This is a genomic window from Micromonospora ureilytica, from assembly GCF_015751765.1.
Taxonomy (GTDB): Bacteria; Actinomycetota; Actinomycetes; order Mycobacteriales; family Micromonosporaceae; genus Micromonospora; species Micromonospora ureilytica.
Map to the genome: position 1 here is coordinate 4,301,385 of NZ_JADOTX010000001.1, position 18,323 is coordinate 4,319,707.

Below are 18,323 nucleotides of genomic sequence, written 5' to 3' on the forward strand. Positions count from 1 at the left end.
GTTCAGTAGCATCGCGCCCATGCCACGTCGTGAACAAACAGCGGAGCACTGGACGGAACCGAGTTACGGCGCCGCCGGCGGGCCTCAACCGACCGAGGAACCGTCGCCGGACGCCGCGCCACCGCGCCGCCGCCGCTGGCGCCGGATCGCCCTGTTCAGCCTGCTGATCGTGCTGGTACTGGGCGGCGGCGGCATGGTGGCCGGCGGTCTCTACCTGCGATCGGTCGAGTCGGGTATCGAGCGGGTCGACGCCTTCGACGGCGTGCCCGAGGAGTCCCGCCCACAGGCGGGCGTCGACGGTGCCATGAACATCATGATTTTGGGCAGCGACTCACGCGACCCGGAGAAGACGGGCGGCTCGCGTACCGACACGATCATCCTGGCCCACCTGCCGAAGGACCGGAAGAGCGCCCAGCTGATCTCGATCCCCCGTGACACCTGGGTTTCGGTGCCGAAGTCGAAGGACGGCAACAACGGTGGCCGGGACGCCAAGGTGAACGCCGCGTACGCCTGGGGTGGGGTGCCCCTGATGGTGCAGACGGTGGAGAAGTTCACGGGTGTCCGGGTGGACCACGTGACGCTGATCGACTTTGCCGGCTTCAAGGAGATCATCGACGCGCTGGATGGCATCGACATCAACTCGGAGAAGAGCTTCACCTCGATCCACGAGCCGTTCCGCAAATTCCACCAGGGCGTGCAGCGGATGGACGGCGAGGCGGCTCTGGACTACTCCCGCCAGCGCAAGCAGTTCGCCGACGGTGACTTCGCCCGGATCCGCCACCAGCAGCAGGTGATCCGCGCCATCATCGACAAGGCCTCCTCGGGGGGCATCCTCACCAACCCCGGCAAGTTGAACAGTTTCCTCAAGGCCACCTCGAACTCGGTCTCGGTGGACAAGGAGCTGTCGCTGTTCGACATGGCGAACCAGATGCGCGGCGTTCGCGGCGGGAACATGACCTTCGTGACCAGCCCCACCAAGGGCACCGGCCGGATCGGCTCGGAGAGCGTGGTGTTGGCCGACAACGCCCGAGCCAAGACGTTCTACGACGCGGTCCGTCGGGACTCCGTCGGCGAGATCGTCAGCCTCGGCAAGAAGTGACCTGGGGCCGGCGCGGGAACCGCCGGCAGTCGAAACACCAGACGGGCGGCGGCCTCACGGCCGCCGCCCGTCGTTGTAGGTAGGTGGCCCTGCCGGGGACCACCAGTGGATCGGGTCGGTCAGTACGCCCCGCGCCGGGCCAGCACCACGCTGGCCGTCTTCCAGAGGATGGCGAGGTCGTACACCAGCGACCAGTTGTCCACGTAGTGCAGGTCCAGTCGGACCGCGTCGTCCCAGGTGAGGTCGGAGCGGCCGGAGATCTGCCACAGGCCGGTGATGCCCGGCCGCACCAGCAGCCGCCGACGGACGTCACCGCGGTAGTCGTCGTCCTCAGTGGGCAGCGGACGCGGGCCGACCAGCGACATCTGCCCGCGCAGCACGTTGATCAGCTGGGGCAGTTCGTCCAGTGAGAGCGCCCGCAGGTGCCGGCCGATCGGGGTGACCCGGGGGTCGTCCTTCATCTTGAAGAGCAGGCCGTCGCTCTCGTTCCGGTGCTGCAGCGCTGCCAGCCGCTGCTCGGCGTCGGTGTACATCGTCCGGAACTTCCAGACCTTGAACGCGCGACCCTCGTGGCCGATCCGGGTCTGCCGGAACATGACCGGCCCGGGGTCGTTGAACTTGATGGCCAGGGCGATGGCGAGCAGCACCGGGCTCAGCAGCACCAACCCGACCAGCGCGGTCGCCCGGTCCAGGACGCTCTTGGCCAACAGCGAGAGACCGGAGATGGTCGGCTCGTCCACATTGAGCAGGGGAAGGCCCTCGATGGGCCGGACGTGGATGCGGGGGCCGGTGACGTCGGTGACCTGGGGGACCACCACCAGGTTCAGGCCGGTGCCCTCCAACTGCCAGGCGAGCTTGCGAAGCTCGTACGACTCCAGGCTGGCCGGGCCGCAGACCGCGATGGTGTCCGCGCCGAGTTGCTGGACCAGCGGCACCAGATCCCAGCCCACGTACACCGGCACCGGGGCGTTCACCCGCTCGCCTGGGCGGGGGTGGTGTGGCAGGTGGATGGCGACCGGGTGCAGCCCGGCCCCGTAGTTACGGGTCACCACCTCGTGCACCGCGAGCGCGTCAGCGAGACGGCCGACCAGCAGCACCTTCTGCGATGCCTGGCCGGTACGCCGGATCCGCCGCAGCACCACACGGGCGGCGAACCGAACCACCAGCGTGTAGAGCAGCAGGCAGATGATGATGGCGGCGACCGTCGCCCGGGACAGGTCCTTCTTGAAGCCGAGCGCCAGGAACGAGACCACGGCGGCCATCGCGAGGCTGGCCCGGGCGACCCGCTTGAGTTCTTCGGTGCCCAACCCGAGCGCACGCTGGTCGTACGCTCCGGCGGCGACGAGCATGATCAGCCAGCCCACCGGGACGCCGACAAAGGCCGCGAGGCTGAAGGAGCTGACGTTCCCGAGCACACGCTGGTCCCAGAAACCTGCGTCGGCGTCGGCCAGCAGGCTGACGACGGTTCGGCTGGCGGCCAGGGCCGCGAGTATGTCGAGCAGGACCAGCCAGGCCACGTAGTGGCGCCGCCAGTTGGCCCGAGGTGCGACCGGACGTGCGAACACCGACCGGGCCATGCCGTTGGAGGGGGGCGTGATCACCCCCAGGTCGGGGTCGAAACTCGGCCGCTGCTGTGACGTGACAACCGCGAGGAACTCGGTATGTGCGGACACGACCTTCCTTTCCCATGTCGCCCCCGTCGGGAGATCGCGACGTGCACCCTATGCGTCGGAAAGGCGTCCTGCCTAGTGGCGGTTCGGGTGCTCCTGCTATGGCCTGGTCAGCCGCTCCGCTGCGACTCGCCGACGGTGGATCACCGACCGGCGGCGGTGACCGCCCATTTGCCGATCTCACTCACCGCACGCACCGTCACGATGCACAGCGCGAGGCCCGGAACACGTGGGCGGACGTACCTCTTGATCATCTTGCGCCAGGCGATGAGGCCGGCGATGCGCCGCCGGCTGATGCTGCCACTGTGCCGGTGGAATCGAACGATCGGATCGTCGAGTCGTTGCAGGTGCACCCCGTTGCTGAGGGCGCGCAGCACCAGCTCGACATCCACCTTGATCGACATCTGCTCGTCGTACCCGCCGAGTTCAAGCAGCAACAGGCGGTCGATGGTCATGCCGGAGTGCTTGAAGGGCAGCCGGGGTCGGGTCAGCACCGACCAGAGCATCCGACGGGCATCGGGGAACGAGGGGAGCCTGATCACCTTCGTCGAATCGCCGACGATCTCCTCGTAGTCGGTGTAGACCCAACGTGCGCCCGTCTGAGCGAGGAACTCGTGCAGCCTGGCCAGGCCGTCGGGTGCCAGCTCGTCGTCCGAGTCGAGCACGGTGACCACTCTGCCGCGGGCGACGCGCAGGGCGGCGTTGCGCGCCGCGCTGATCCCCGTCGGGTCCTGGCGGACGACACGGATCCGACGGTCGGAGAGCAGGCCCGCGGCGGCCAGCCCGTCCCGTACGGCAACCGCCGAGCCGTCATCGACAACGATGAGCTCGAAGTCGCTGAAAGTGCCGGCGAACACACTCCGGATGGACTTGACCAGGAGCTCCGGCCGGTCCCGGACGGCGATGCACACCGAGAATGCGGGGGTCACCTGCTCCACCGCCCGCATCGTCGGGAGCGTCGCGGCGTCGACAGCCGGCATCGCCGGCACCGTCGGCCCGTCGATCATCGGCGGCTTGGTGTCCTGTTCGGACGAGAAGGTGTTGCCAGCGGAGTCATGCCGCAGGGAGGGAAGCGAGTATGCGGGGTGGTTCGTCACGGACGGAAGCCGCCGCATAGCCCGCCAGAACTGCCCAGGCCCTCCAAGAGACCGTCTCCGTCGGTCCACGTGACACGACGATTCAACACGCCCACCTTCGCCACCCCCATGAAAAGCCACCATTCGCAGCGATTTTCAGCGACGCGTTCGCAGGACCGTTCCCTCGATCGACGACAATGAAGATCCATCGCGCAACAAGACGGAGTATAGCGATCGCCGCACCGGGGCACCATCACCTGGCGGCGCCCTCGATGTCGATCGAAAACGCTGACTCAGCAAGCGGATTCGCTGGCCAACGCCTGGATTGACACAGGGTGAACACTCCGTCGAAGCCGGCAAGCCGAGTAGCACCCTCCGGTGAATCGGCTCATCCGAACATCTACTCTTTCCCCCGGTACGGATTGTTTGTTGTGGGTGAATGACCAATGAGGGCAATCACCAACGGGGAAACTTAGCGTTCTATATTCCGATGTGTCCGATCCGCGAAATTGGTGACCAATGGTCACCGGTCGCGCCGACGGATGAGCAGCACGGCGAGGATCACGAGGGCGACGAGCAACACGCCGGCGCATCCGACCAACACGAGTACGAGGGTGCTGGACTGCTGCCGCGACGCGTCCTCCAACCGCTGCCGCTCGGTGGCGTTCTGCCGGTACGCCTGCGCGAGCAGGTTGTCGGGCGTCGCGGCTGCCGCCTTCTGGAGCTGCGTGATGGCACTGGACGAGTCACCGCGGAAGTACGCGTCCAGCCCGCTGCGGTAAACCTTGTCGGCGTCGCCGAGCGTGTTCGCGACACCGGCCTCGCCCAGCAGCGCGCTGATCGTCGACGCCGGCAGGATCGCTCGGTTCGCGCGGTCTGGCGCCGCCTGGTCCTGGTAGATGAGGCCAGCGACCCGGCCGGCGGAATCGAGGGCGACACCCCCGTGCGAGGCGGGCCCCAGGTCCTCGTTGACGAGGTAGATAGAGACCGGCCCGCGCTGACTCGTTCCGGTGATCGTCACCATCGTCGACTGGGGCCGGTACGCGGCGTTACGAAAGACGACGTCGGAGGTCGCATAGGCGAGGATGCGCACCGGGGAACCCTCTGCGAGGCTCGCCGACGGATTGAGCTCCACCGCGGGCAGGTTGCCCCGGGCGAGCTTGATCAGCGCGGTGTTGCCGCTGTCTTCGGGCAGGCTCCGGACGACCTCGGCCTTGATGGCCGGCTCCTCCACCGCGTTTCCCTTGGCCCTGTTGAGCTGACCGTAGACCGCACTCGTCGGCTCGGTACCCGGCTCGACGCCCGTGAAGCGAACCTTCGGAAGGTTGGCCGCGATATACGAGGAGATCTGCGCGGCGGGAAGTTGCTTTCCCTGCACGAGCATCCTGGCCAATGCGTCGACGGCGAGCCACCGGGCGTGCCCCTCGGCGGGCTTGACGCAGGATCCGTTGGTGACGGCGTGGCCGTCCGGAGTCAGCAGGAAACCACTGCACCGACGGATGAACGATACGGGCTGGGGGTGCACCAGGGCGTTCGTCCTGGCGTCCCGGACGTACCCGGTGAAGACGGCTTCGACGAAGACCAGCGACGGCGCGGCGACGGCGAGGGCCTTCTCCTCCGGGCTGTACAGGGAGGCCTGCGCCCACGGCTTCAACGCCGGCTCGATCGGAGCGACGGTGGAGGACCCCGTGGTGGAGGCGCCGGTCGGCGGAACGTACGGATCGGGCTGCTCGTTGCCGGCGATCGCCCAGATGCCCACGCCGCTCGCCACGGCCACCACCAGCACAACCGCGGCGAGCCCTACCCAGAGCCCGGTACGCCGCGGCGGCGGCTCCGACGGCTTGATCCGCCGGACCGGGGCGCGGAACGGATCGTACGGCGGTGGATCCGCCGGAGCGGCGGACACCGGTGCGGGTGACTGGGGTGCGTCGTCGGCGGGCGGCGGCATCGGGGCGGGCGGCACGGTGGGCAGCGCGCCGGAATGCAACGCCCATGGCGCGATCGGCGCTCCGGAGGTTGGCTGCGGCGCACCAGAAACGGGCTGTGGCGCACCGGAGACGGGCTGTGGCGGCGCGGAGACCGGATGCGGCGGGCCGGACACCGACTGTGGAGGCCCGGACGGCTGACGCGGCACCCCGCTGACCGGCTCCGGGGAGTCGCCCTGCTTCGGCGAGCCAGCCTGCTCGGTCGGCACCGGGTGATATTCCTGCCCCAGCGCGCGGAACAACTTCTCGGCACCCGGGCCCGCCTCAGCGGGGTAGGCCGCCCACGGCTCGTCGGCGTAGAAGTCGGCGTACGTGAATGCCTGGCCGTCCGGCCGTTGCGACATGGCGTTGGCAGTTCCAGCGAAGGCTTCCCGCCAGCCGGGTGTGTTCGCCGCCACGGCGTTCAGCACGGCGACGGTCGCGAACCGGCCCTGCTCATCGATGGCGGCCCAGGCTTTGCCCACGGGGCAGGTGCCCAACATGTGGGTGAACCGGTACGGGCCAACCGACTGCATGCGCACTCCTCTGCTCGACCGCCGTGCGGATCCTACAGAGGGGACGCTCGCCTGGTCGCCCGCCGGTCGACCAACCGACCGCTCCGCGGATCGGGTGGCTCGACGCGAACGGTTGCCCTCTGAAAGTTTTCATGCATAGAGTCATCGCGTGAATGAAGGAGCTGTCGGGGCGTCGGTCGAGCAGGTCCTCGACCTGTTCGACGGGGTGCGGCTCACCCCGACCCAGCGCCGGATCGCGCACTGTCTGGTGCAGCACGCCCCCACCGTGGCCTACCTGTCCGCCGCCGAGGTCGCCGAGCTGGCCGGGGTCAGCCAACCGTCGGTCACCCGGTTCGCCGTCGCGCTCGGCCACGACGGCTACCCGGCGCTGCGCCGCCGCCTGCGCGACCTGACCACCGCGACGCCGGGCGGATCGACGGACGCCGGCAACGAACTCCAGCAGGCGGTACGCGCCGAAATGGGCAACCTGGACCGACTGGCCGGTCAGCTCGCCGACCGGGACCGGATCGCCGAGACCGGGCGAATACTCGCCGAGAGTCGCCCACTGCCGGTGCTCGGCCTGCGCGCCGCCGCGCCGCTGGCCGCGTACTTCGCCTACTTCGCCGCCAAGGTGCACCCGGACGTACGGGTCCTCGACGACGGCGGCAGCCTGCTCACCGACCGTTTGGAGCAGGCCGCCGAGGCCGGGGCGTCGGCCGTTCTCGCCTTCGTGCTGCCCCGCTACCCGCGGGAGACCCTGGACGCGCTGCGCGACGCCCGCGACGCCGGGTTGACAGTGGTGGCGATCACCGACTCGCCGGTCAGCCCGGCCACCGAACACGCCCACGTGGTGCTCGCCGCCGCCGTCGGCGCGCAGCTCGTCTTCGACCTGCACACCGCCCCGATGACCCTGGCCATGGTGCTGTTGCAGGCGATCTGCGATGCCGCGCCGGCCGACACCCAGCGCCGACTGGAGGCGTTCGAAGCCTCCGCGGCCCGCCGACAGTTGTTCCTCGGTTGACCGGAGGAGAACCAGAGATGACCCAGTCCATTCGTGCCGCACGGGGCAGCCAGCTCACCACCCGCGGGTGGCAGCAGGAGGGCGCCCTGCGGATGTTGATGAACAACCTCGACCCCGAGGTGGCCGAACGCCCCGACGACCTGGTGGTCTACGGCGGCACCGGCAAGGCGGCGCGGGACTGGCCGTCGTACCACGCGTTGGTCCGCACACTGACCGACCTGCGCGAGGACGAGACGATGCTGGTGCAGTCGGGCCGCCCGGTCGGGGTGATGCGCACCCACGAGTGGGCGCCCCGGGTGCTGCTGGCCAACTCGAACCTGGTCGGTGACTGGGCGACGTGGCCGGAGTTCCGCCGCCTCGAACAGCTCGGCCTGACCATGTACGGGCAGATGACGGCCGGTTCGTGGATCTACATCGGCACGCAGGGCATCCTCCAGGGCACCTACGAGACGTTCTCCGCGGTGGCCGCCAAACGGTTCGACGGCACCCTCGCCGGCACGCTGACCCTCACCGCCGGTTGCGGCGGAATGGGCGGCGCGCAGCCACTCGCTGTCACCATGAACGGCGGCGTCTGCCTGATCGTCGACGTGGACCGCAGCCGGCTCGACCGCCGGGTGCGCGACCGCTACCTGGATGAGGTCGCCGACTCCCTGGACGACGCGATCGCTCGGGTCCGCGCGGCGAAGCGGGATCGCCGGGCGCTGAGCGTGGGCGTGGTCGGCAACGCCGCCGAGGTCTTCCCGGAACTGCTGAACCGGGGCGTCGAGATCGACATCGTGACCGACCAGACCAGCGCGCACGACCCACTGGCGTACCTGCCGGTGGGGGTTGAGCTGGCCGAGGCCCGGGACTACGCCGCCGCGAAGCCGGTCGAGTTCACCGACCGGGCCCGCGCGTCGATGGCAAAGCACGTGGAGGCGATGGTCGGCTTCCTCGACGCCGGCGCAGAGGTGTTCGACTACGGCAACTCGATCCGGGGTGAGGCGCAGCTCGGCGGATACCAGCGCGCCTTCGACTTCCCGGGGTTCGTGCCCGCGTACATCCGGCCGTTGTTCTGTGAGGGTAGGGGCCCGTTCCGGTGGGCGGCGCTCTCCGGCGACCCGGCCGACATCGCGGCCACCGACCGGGCCATCCTCGACCTCTTCCCGGAGAACGAGTCGCTGGCCCGTTGGATCAAGCTGGCCGGTGAGCGGGTCGCCTTCCAGGGTCTGCCGGCCCGGATCTGCTGGCTCGGCCAGGGCGAACGGGACAGGGCTGGCGTGCGGTTCAACGACATGGTCGCCTCCGGCGAGCTCTCCGCCCCGGTGGTGATCGGCCGGGACCACCTGGACACCGGCAGCGTCGCGAGCCCGTACCGGGAGACCGAGGGGATGGCCGACGGCTCCGACGCCATCGCCGACTGGCCGCTGCTCAACGCTCTGGTCAACACGGCCAGCGGGGCTTCCTGGGTGTCCATCCACCACGGCGGAGGGGTGGGCATCGGCAGGTCGATCCACGCCGGGCAGGTGTGTGTGGCCGACGGCACCGCACTCGCCGGTCAGAAGATCGAGCGGGTGCTCACCAACGACCCGGCGATGGGCGTCATCCGGCACGTCGACGCCGGCTACGAGAGCGCCCGCGAGGTAGCCGACCGCACCGGCGTCCGGGTGCCCATGACGGAGGGGGGACCCGCATGAGCGACGAACTTTCCGCCCGGTTCCGGGCGCTGTGGGACGAGATCGCGCCGGTCGGGCGGGACGCCGACAGCGGCGGCTACCTGCGGTACGCGTTGACCGAGCCGGAGCGGGAGCTGCGCGCCTGGTTCCGCGCGCAGGCCGAGCGCCGTGCCCTGCCGGTCACCGAGGACGGCAACGGCAACCTCTTCGCCCACTGGGGCGACCCGGAGGCGTCCGACGCGGTGCTCACCGGCAGTCACTTCGACTCGGTGCCGCACGGCGGGGCGTACGACGGGCCGCTCGGCATCGTGAGCGCGTTACTCGCCGTGGACGAGCTGCGCGCCGCCGGTGTCACCCCGGGCCGGCCACTGGTGCTGGGTGCCTTCGTCGAGGAGGAGGGGGCGCGCTTCGGCGTGCCGTGTCTGGGGTCGCGGCTGCTCACCGGGGCGCTGTCGGCCGAGCGCGCGGCCGGCCTACGCGACGCGGCCGGGGTGAGCTTCGCCGAGGCGCTCGGTGACCGGCCGGCGGGCGCCCGCCCGGAGCTGCTGGGTCGGTTCGGCGCCTTCGTGGAGTTGCACGTCGAGCAGGGCCGCGCGCTCGTCGACACGGACGCGCCGGTCGCGGTGGCCAGCGCGATCTGGCCACACGGGCGGTGGCGCTTCGACGTCGTCGGCGAGGGCAACCACGCGGGCACCACCCGGATGGCCGACCGGCGCGACCCGATGCTGACCTACGCGTTCACGGTGCTGGCGGCCAACAAGGAGGCCCGGCTGCGTGGCGCGCACGCCACAGTGGGCCGGGTCGCCGTCGAGCCCAACGCCACGAACGCGATCCCGTCGAAGGTGACCGGTTGGCTGGACGCGCGGGCCGCCGATCCGGAGACGCTGACCGGGCTGGTCGACGCGGTGCGCGGCAAGCTCGCCGAGCGGGCCCGCCGCGACGGTACGACGGTGACCGTCACCGAGGAGTCGGCCACTCCGGTGGTCGCCTTCGACGACGGGCTGGCCAACCGACTGGCGACGCTGCTCGACGCTCCGGTGCTGCCCACCGGCGCGGGGCACGACGCCGGGGTGCTCGCCGCGTACCTGCCCACCGCGATGCTCTTCGTGCGCAACCCGACAGGCGTCTCGCACTCCCCCGCCGAGGCCGCCACCGACGACGACTGTGCGGCCGGGGTACGGGCGCTGGCCCGGGTGTTGGAGGAGCTGACATGCCGGTGAACGAGGTGGCGAGCCGGTCGCTGGCTGGCCCGGATCTGCGACGTCCGCGGGTGCGAGGGCTCCGGCGCGGGGGTCGACACCTCGTGCTCGCGTCCTTTGGAGCTGATGTCGTAAACGAATCAGCCGGAGCGCCCCAACTCTCGGCGTCGCCCCGACCGCCGTTGTCATCGCGACCGCCGATGTCACCTGGACCGCTGATGTCGCAGACGATTCAGCTCCAAAGGCTCCAAAGGAGGCGAGGAGCATGACCGCCACCCGCTGGCTGGCCGAGTACGCCTGGCTGCCCGAGCACGCCGAACCCACACCCGACGTGCTGATCGAGGTCGAGGGCGGCCGGATCACGGCGGTGACGCCGCTGACCCCCGGCAGCAGGCCACCGGCCGGGGTCGAGGTGTACGCCGACGCGGTCTCGCTGCCCGGCCTGACCCTGCCAGGGTTGTCGAATGTGCACTCGCATACCTTCCACCGGGCGCTGCGCGGGCGTACCCACGGCGGGCGGGGTGACTTCTGGACGTGGCGGGACCAGATGTACGCCGTCGCGGACCGGCTGGACCCGGACACCTACCTCGCCCTGGCCCGGGCCGTCTACGCCGAGATGGCGCTCGCCGGGATCACAGGTGTGGGCGAGTTCCACTACCTGCACCACAGGCCGGACGGCGGCGCGTACGACGACCCGAACGCGATGGGCGCCGCGCTGGTGGAGGCCGCCGCGCACGCCGGGATCCGACTCACACTGCTGGACACCGCCTACCTGACCTCCAGCGTGGACGGTCGGCCCCTCGCCGGGCCACAGCGCCGCTTCGGCGACGGTGACGCGGGCCGCTGGGCCGAGCGGGCGGCGGCGTTCCAGCCGACGGACTCGCACGCCCGGGTCGGCGCGGCAGTGCACTCGGTGCGGGCCGTCCCGGCCGACCAGTTGCGCACTGTCGCCGACTGGGCGCGGGAGCGGCAGGCGCCGCTGCACGTGCACCTCTCCGAGCAGCCCGCCGAGAACGACGAGTGCCGGGCCGTGCACGGGCGCTCGCCCACCGCGCTGCTCGCCGAGCACGGCGTGCTCGGGCCGCACACCACCGCAGTGCACGCCACGCACCCCACCAGCGCGGACCTGACAGTGCTCGCCGACAGCCGGACCGGTGTGTGCCTCTGCCCGACCACCGAGCGGGACCTCGCCGACGGCATCGGGCCGGCCCGGCTGATGGCCGACGCGGGCATCCGGTTGAGCCTCGGCAGCGACAGCCACGCCGTGATCGACCTGTTCGAGGAGGCTCGCGCGGTGGAGCTGGACGAGCGGCTGCGTACCCGCCGGCGCGGCCACTTCGCGCCGCTCGACCTGCTCAACGCGGCCAGCGTCACCGGGCACGCCGCGCTGGGTTGGGCCGACGCCGGCAGGATCGCGGTGGGTGCCCGCGCCGACCTGGTGACGGTACGCCTGGACAGCGCCCGCACCGCCGGGGTGCCGCCGGTGGGCGCGTTCTTCGCGGCGGGCGCGGCGGACGTCGAGCAGGTAGTGGTGGACGGCCGGGTGGTGGTGGCCGAGGGCCGACACCTGACCGTCGACGTGCCGGCCGAGCTGTCGTCCGCGATCGAGGCAGTGATCCCCTCATGAGCAGTCTGCTGGTCGGCAACATCGGGGAGCTGGTCACCAACGGTGTCGGCGAGGGCCCACTCGGCATCCGCCGCAACGCGGCCGTGCTCATCGAGGAGGGCCGGGTGGTCTGGGTCGGGCCCTCCGCGTACGCGCCGGCCGCCGACCATCACGTCGACGCCGGCGGGGCGGCCGTGCTGCCCGGTTTCGTGGACAGCCACGCCCACCTGGTCTTCGCCGGGGACCGGGCCGTCGAGTTCGCCGCCCGGATGGCCGGTCAGCCCTACACCGGCGGCGGCATCCGGACCACTGTCGGCGCCACCCGGGCCGCGACCGACGAGGAGCTGCGGGTCACCGTGCGCCGGCTGCGCGGGGAGGCCCTGCGCCAGGGCACCACGACCATGGAGATCAAGAGTGGGTACGGCCTGACCGTCGCCGACGAGGCCCGCTCACTGCGGATCGCCGCCGAGAGCAGCACCGAGACCACCTTCCTGGGCGCGCACGTGGTGCCCGCCGAGTACGCCGACCGCCCCGACGACTACGTCGGGTTGGTCTGCGGGCCGATGCTGGCCGCCGCCGCTCCGTACGCGAAGTGGATCGACGTGTTCTGCGAGCGGGGCGCCTTCGACGTGGACCACGCCCGCGCCATCCTGGCCTGCGGTCAGGCCGCCGGGCTGGGCGTCCGGTTGCACGCCAACCAGCTCGGTCCCGGCCCCGGGGTGCAGCTGGGTGTGGAGCTGGACGCGGCAAGCGTCGACCACTGCACCCACCTGAGCGACGCCGACGTGGCCGCGCTGGCCGACACGGCCCACAGCGACGGATCGGGCACCCGCACGGTGGCAACCCTGCTGCCCGGCGCCGAGTTCTCCACCCGCTCGCCGTACCCGGACGCCCGCCGGCTGCTCGACGCCGGTGTCACAGTGGCGCTGGCGACGGACTGCAACCCCGGTTCGTCGTACACCTCGTCGATGCCGTTCTGCGTCGCCCTCGCGGTCCGCGAGATGCGGATGACCCCGGCGGAGGCGGTCTGGGCCGCCACCGCCGGTGGCGCGCGGGCGCTGCGCCGCGACGACATCGGTGTCCTCACCCCCGGCGCGCGGGCCGACCTCGTGGTCCTCGACGCGCCGTCGCACCTGCACCTGGCCTACCGGCCCGGTGTCCCCCTGATTCGCCAGGTAATACGCAACGGAGTTCCGCAATGACGAACGTGACCATCCAGCCCACCGGGATCACCGCCGACGACGTTCTCGCGGTGGCCCGCGGCACCGCCACTGTCGTCCTCGCCCCGGCCACCATCGACGCGATGGCGACCAGCCGGGCCATCGTGGACGGCATCGAGTCGTCCGGCCGTCCCGTCTACGGGGTCTCCACCGGGTTCGGCGCGTTGGCCAACACCTTCATCGCCCCGGAGCGGCGGGCCGAGTTGCAACACGCGCTGATCCGTTCGCACGCCGCGGGGGTGGGCGCCCCGATGCCGCGCGAGGTGGTCCGGGCCATGATGCTGCTGCGGGTCCGATCCCTCGCCCTGGGCCGCTCCGGGGTCCGGCCGCTGGTCGCGGAGGCCCTTGTCGACCTGCTCAACCACGACATCACCCCGTGGGTGCCCGAGCACGGCTCGCTGGGCGCCTCCGGCGACCTGGCACCGCTGGCGCACTGCGCGCTGGTGCTGCTCGGCGAGGGCTGGGTGCTCGGCCCGGCCGGTGAGCGGCAGGACGCGTCCGACGCGCTGACCGCCGCCGGGCTCAAGCCGATCGAGCTGGCCGCCAAGGAGGGGCTGGCGCTGATCAACGGCACCGACGGCATGCTCGGCATGCTGCTGCTGGCCATCCACGACGCGGAGCACCTGTTCGCCATGGCCGACGTGACGGCAGCGCTGGCCATCGAGGCGATGCTCGGGTCGGAGCGGCCGTTCCTGCCCGAGCTGCACGCGATCCGGCCGCACCCCGGTCAGGCGGCGTCGGCGGCGAACATCCACCGGTTGTTGCAGGACTCCCGGGTGATGGACTCACACCGCGACGACCTGGCGCACGCCGTGCAGGACGCGTACTCGATGCGCTGCGCGCCGCAGGTGGCCGGCGCGGCCCGCGACACCCTGGACTTCGTCCGCACGGTCGCGGCCCGGGAGTTGGTGTCCGTGGTGGACAACCCGGTGGTGCTGCCGGACGGCCGGGTCGAGTCGACAGGTAACTTCCACGGCGCGCCGCTCGGCTTCGCCGCGGACTTCCTCGCCATCGCCGCCGCCGAGGTGGGCGCGATCGCCGAGCGGCGGGTGGACCGGCTGCTCGACGTCACCCGCTCCCGGGAGTTGCCGGCGTTCCTCTCCCCCGACGCCGGAGTCAACTCCGGGCTGATGATCGCCCAGTACACGGCGGCCGGGATCGTCGCCGAGAACCGTCGGCTGGCCGCCCCCGCCTCGGTGGACTCGTTGCCCACCAGCGGCATGCAGGAGGACCACGTCTCGATGGGCTGGGCGGCAACCAAGAAGCTGCTTACGGTGCTGGACAACCTGACCAGCCTGCTCGCGGTGGAGCTGCTGGCCGGCGTACGCGGCCTGCAACTGAGGGCCCCGCTGGAGCCGTCCCCGGCCGGCCGGGCGGCCGTCGCCGCGCTCGGCGCGGCAGCCGGCGAGCCGGGCCCGGACGTGTTCCTCGCTCCGGTGATGGAGGCGGCCCGCCATACGGTGTCCGACCGTGACCTGCGCACCGCAATCGAACGCGAGATCGGGCCGCTGGCCTGACCATCGGCGGCCCCGGCGCACGGCGTCGGGGCCGCTAGCTCTTGAGGACCATCCGTCGGATCTCCGCCCAGGAGGGGAGGTCGGCGCCCGCGACGACGTCACGCTTCGCTCGGGACCAGAACAGGACGAGGATGATCGCCTCGGACAACACTGTCGCCCATGCGGCGCCAGCCACGCCGAACAGTGGGATCGCGATGGCCAGCCCGGCCAGGTAGGCGAGCGAGCCCAGCCCCTGGTACAGCACCTTCTGCCGCACCAGGCCGCCGCTCATCAGGAGCGACTCGACGCTGGCCGAACCGAAGCGCAGGGGGATGGCCAGCGCGAGGACGGCCATCACCGGAACGGACGTCCGGTACTCCGCGCCGAAGATCAGCGGAATGGCGTAACGGCCGACAATCGCGACGACGGCGCCGAGGAGCAGCCCGAGACTGATCATCCCGACCGTGCCGGCACGGTACGCGATGAGGACCGCGCTGCGGTTGGACCGGGACCACCTGTGCAGTTTCGCCAGGAAGTACTGCTGGTAGACGATGCGCGGCAGAAGGTAGATCGCGGTCAGCAGCGTCATGGGCACGGCGAGCACCGCGGCGGACTCCGCGCTCAGGAACTCCGCCGAGACGACGACGCCCAACTGCATGCCGAGCTGGTAGAACAGGCTGCCCAGTAGGAACAGCCACGTCGCGGCGACGAGATGGCGCGCCCGGGGTGGCCGTGTCGACCGGCGGAGCACCGGCGGGTGACCCTCCAGCGTCGCTCGCCCGTACCAGAACGGCGCGATCACCAGGACACTCATCGCAACCGTGACGGCTGCCACGAGCGCGTACCCCAGCACCACCATGAGCGCCGACAACCCGAAGGCCAGAGTCAGGACGGCCACGAGGAGCCGACCAACCTGCGGTGCCAGCTGCAGCGCCGCGAGCCGCCCGTAGGCGCCCTGCAGTTGGAGAGCGGACCCGGACAGCGCCATGGCGACGAGCGACAGGATGATCGGGGCGAGCCCGATCCGCAGGTCGCCGCCGTGGGGGTCGTGCCGGTCGAGCAATCCCCAGACGACGAGCGCGGCGACCAGCACACCGGACGTGACGACGACCAACGCGATGGACGGGCGTACCCAACGGAACGCCCGTTCCCCCTCGCGCCCGAACCGTTGCAGCCAGAACTCGGCGACCCCGAAGATGGCCAACGGCCCGGCCAGCGTCACCAGGGAGATGACCGCCATGAAGGCGCCGAAGTCGGCCTTGGGCAGGCTACGGGCAAGCAGCACCTGGGTGAGGAACGCGAGCACGGTGACGCCGGCCTGGCTGACCCCGAGCAGTCCCAGCTGACGAAGGCGGCGGGCCATACCGCTGCCGGACCGGCCGGCGGTAGCCGTATCGGCCTGCACCTGGACTCCGGTCATCGTTCGACCGTCACGCTGTCGCTCTGGCCGGCACGTGCGACCGCAACGTCTCCAACTCGGCGTCCGTCCGCCGCATCCACGCCTCGCGGGCCGTCGCGATCCGCCCGGCCGCGGCCGGGTCCTCGGCGATGGCCTGCCGGACGCCCTCGACCAGGGCGTCGCTCTGGTTGGCGACGAGCGTGGCGAAGCTTCCGAACAGGGCCTCGGTCGTCTGGGTGCGGGACAGGACCAGCGGCCGACCCGCGCTCAGGGCCTCACAGGCGCCACTGGGCTGGGTGGCGTCCCGGTCGGTCAGTACGACGACCGCGCGCGCGGCGGCGACAGCCGCCTCGTAGTCGGGGAGGTCGAGGAAGCCCAGGGTGGTGAGGTTGGGCAGGCGCTCCGCGCGCTCACGCAGTGGCGGTGGCAACCGGTGCAGTGGTGCGGTGGTCGCGAAGGGGACGTCTGGCATGGCCTCGATCGCGTCGATGAGGACGTCCATCGGCTCGTCCGGGGCGACGGTCGCCACGACGAACACCCAGCCCCGTGGCGGTGCCGGTGGGATCTCCCGAAGTGGGTCGTGCACGACGAGCGTGCGCAGGCCCGGGAACTCCGCGCGGGCGATGGCGTCGGCCTCCGCGGTGTGGGTCAGGACCAACTGCGCGCCACGCAGGATCGAGGCGGTGCTGGGTACCCGGCGCCACCACGACTGGAACTGCCCGTTGTGCGCGTCGACGATGTACGGAACCCGGCCAAGGTAGGGCGCCAGTGCGGACAGGTGCGGCTGCGCCTGCGCGACCACGAACGATGGCCGACGCGAGCGGATCAGCTTGAGGTCGTTCCTCGTGTGGGCCACGTAGTCGAAGGGCCGGAGGATCTTCGGTGTCGCCTTGGACGGCCGCCAGGCCACCTCCGCGCCCAACGCCTCCGCAAGCACGTCGGAACGACGCTGATAACGCTTCCACGAAATGAAGAGGGGGGAACTCATCTGGGATCACCACTAGCATCGTTGGGCACACCGACCGGCGCGCTCGGAACGGGGAAGAACCTGACCAGAAGCAGGATGGAAAGGAAGAACAACCACATGAAGTACGAGTATGAGGTTGGCTTCTGCGTCAGGGCGGAGATGATCGTCAGAACGTAGAGGACCGTGAGCATCCATCGGGCTTCGACCGCGATGGCCCGCTTCGTCACGCGCCACAGGTTAACGAAGATAATCGCCATCAGGGCGAGCCCGAGCAATCCCCAGACCACGAATATCCGCAACGGGTCGGCGTGGGTGTTCCAGGGTTCGTAGCCGAGTCCGATGAGCCAGACGTCCCACGGCGCGTCCTGCCACACATCCACCACACGGAACCAGATCTGACCGCGACCGTGCAGGAACTCGTCGTTTGTGGGATTGAGCGAACCGACCTGCGTGAGCAGGAACAGCGCACGATCCCACAGATAGGCTCCCCAGCGGATCGCCGCCAGGACCATCAGAACGACGAGGACGCCGGCCCCCCAGACGGCCGTGCGGAACGGCAGGTCGGAGATCTGCCGGAGGAGTTCGGGGAGGCGGCGCAACTCGAACGCGACAATCACCAACGCCACACAGAGGATGGTGATCCGGTGCGTGCTGACGACAGCGGTCGCGGCCAGGAATGCGACGACGCCGTACCGGGCCAGCGCGCTGACCCGTAGCCGGTTACCGGCGGCGTAGAGGATGAACACCGCGAAGAGCAGGAGCCGCCCGAGCGAGGCGGGATGGAAGTAGCCTCCCGACGCGCGCCCGACCTTGCCGCTCATGAGGTTGAAGAAGTAGGTGTACGGAACGACGCCGACGACCTGCAGCCAGGCGATCACCGAGTGCGCGACGGCACCGAGAATCACGAGCAGCAGCACCCACCGCAGCAGATCGAGGGAGAACCAGTTCGGCCTGAAGAACATGACCGCCAACAACGCGATCGGCGCGAACCCGACCGCGAGTTGGGCGCCCTGCGTGATGACCCCACTCTTCGGCGCGACGTGTGGCCCGAAGATCTCGCGTACGTCGGCCGTGGCGAAGACCTGGACGAAGTCCTCCCGTGCAGATATCGCCAGGAGGCCGATGACCGAGAACAGGCCGATAATCAGCACCGCGAGGATCGAGGGCGCCAAAGTGGTCGGAAATCGCTTCGCCGCGATGATCGTGGCGACGAAAGAACCCACCATGAGGAGGGCGCCAATCACCGTCACGATCATTCCGGCGTCCACGGTGTCCGCCGCGACCTTCTCACCGAAAATGTCGAAGAATGACTTGACGCCGATAACCGCCATTGCGAGCGCGGCCATGATTTGGGCAGCGGCCCACGGATAACGCCCGAGTCGCCGGCCACTGCCCTCGGTCGGGGCCGTCGCCGCCTTTCGAGGCATTATGTCCAT

Annotated in this window: 13 protein-coding genes; 7 read left to right on the forward strand and 6 right to left on the reverse strand. The window is 70.6% G+C overall.

The features are described 5' to 3' along the window. Positions 1–19 precede the first annotated feature (19 nt). Positions 20–1,099 carry an LCP family protein gene (locus IW248_RS19370; protein WP_196928120.1) on the forward strand — a complete coding sequence of 360 codons (1,080 nt, stop codon included), beginning with the start codon at positions 20–22 and terminating at the stop codon, positions 1,097–1,099. A gap of 119 nt (positions 1,100–1,218) precedes the next feature. On the opposite strand, the gene IW248_RS19375 is transcribed toward IW248_RS19370, so the two are convergent. From IW248_RS19375 to IW248_RS19385, 3 genes are all read right to left on the reverse strand, one after another. Continuing rightward, on the reverse strand, positions 1,219–2,676 hold the full coding sequence (locus IW248_RS19375; RefSeq protein WP_196930270.1) for a sugar transferase: 1,458 nt from the start codon (positions 2,674–2,676) through the stop codon (positions 1,219–1,221). Between the two features lie 236 nt (positions 2,677–2,912). After that, positions 2,913–3,866, reverse strand: coding sequence for a glycosyltransferase family 2 protein (locus tag IW248_RS19380; protein ID WP_196928121.1), 954 nt, complete (start codon positions 3,864–3,866; stop codon positions 2,913–2,915). A gap of 502 nt (positions 3,867–4,368) precedes the next feature. Beyond that, positions 4,369–6,345 (reverse strand): trypsin-like peptidase domain-containing protein, encoded by a 1,977-nt coding sequence (locus tag IW248_RS19385; protein WP_196928122.1) that lies wholly within the window; start codon positions 6,343–6,345, stop codon positions 4,369–4,371. A 148-nt stretch (positions 6,346–6,493) separates the two neighbouring features. On the opposite strand from IW248_RS19385, the gene IW248_RS19390 reads away from it, so the two are divergent. The 6 genes from IW248_RS19390 (at position 6,494) to hutH (ending at position 14,542) form a co-directional block, all read left to right on the forward strand. Next, positions 6,494–7,345 (forward strand): MurR/RpiR family transcriptional regulator, encoded by an 852-nt coding sequence (locus tag IW248_RS19390; protein ID WP_124820611.1) that lies wholly within the window; start codon positions 6,494–6,496, stop codon positions 7,343–7,345. A gap of 17 nt (positions 7,346–7,362) precedes the next feature. After that, a complete protein-coding gene (hutU, locus tag IW248_RS19395) occupies positions 7,363–9,021 on the forward strand; it encodes a urocanate hydratase (protein WP_196928123.1) in 1,659 nt (552 codons plus the stop codon). After that, the gene (locus IW248_RS19400) at positions 9,018–10,220 is read left to right on the forward strand and encodes an allantoate amidohydrolase (RefSeq protein WP_196928124.1); all 1,203 of its coding nucleotides are present in this window, start codon (positions 9,018–9,020) and stop codon (positions 10,218–10,220) included. Before hutU ends, IW248_RS19400 begins: the two co-directional genes overlap by 4 nt. 244 nt (positions 10,221–10,464) lie before the next feature. Continuing rightward, positions 10,465–11,826 (forward strand): formimidoylglutamate deiminase, encoded by a 1,362-nt coding sequence (locus tag IW248_RS19405; RefSeq protein ID WP_196928125.1) that lies wholly within the window; start codon positions 10,465–10,467, stop codon positions 11,824–11,826. Then, positions 11,823–13,007: an imidazolonepropionase gene (hutI, locus tag IW248_RS19410; protein WP_196928126.1), complete on the forward strand. Its 1,185-nt coding sequence runs from the start codon at positions 11,823–11,825 to the stop codon at positions 13,005–13,007. The genes IW248_RS19405 and hutI overlap by 4 nt, the downstream gene beginning before the upstream one ends. Continuing rightward, positions 13,004–14,542 (forward strand): histidine ammonia-lyase, encoded by a 1,539-nt coding sequence (gene hutH / locus IW248_RS19415; protein ID WP_196928127.1) that lies wholly within the window; start codon positions 13,004–13,006, stop codon positions 14,540–14,542. The genes hutI and hutH overlap by 4 nt, the downstream gene beginning before the upstream one ends. Positions 14,543–14,576: 34 nt before the next feature. Here the strand turns inward: hutH and IW248_RS19420 are convergent, their stop codons facing one another. From IW248_RS19420 to IW248_RS19430, 3 genes are read right to left on the reverse strand one after another with little or no spacing between them, the layout of a single operon-like run. After that, entirely contained in the window at positions 14,577–15,941 is a 1,365-nt protein-coding gene (locus IW248_RS19420) for an oligosaccharide flippase family protein (protein WP_196928128.1), read from the reverse strand. 10 nt (positions 15,942–15,951) lie between these two features. Beyond that, complete coding sequence (locus IW248_RS19425; protein WP_196928129.1) at positions 15,952–16,908, reverse strand: glycosyltransferase; 957 nt, start codon at positions 16,906–16,908, stop codon at positions 15,952–15,954. Beyond that, the gene (locus tag IW248_RS19430) at positions 16,905–18,323 is read right to left on the reverse strand and encodes an O-antigen ligase family protein (RefSeq protein ID WP_196928130.1); all 1,419 of its coding nucleotides are present in this window, start codon (positions 18,321–18,323) and stop codon (positions 16,905–16,907) included. Before IW248_RS19430 ends, IW248_RS19425 begins: the two co-directional genes overlap by 4 nt.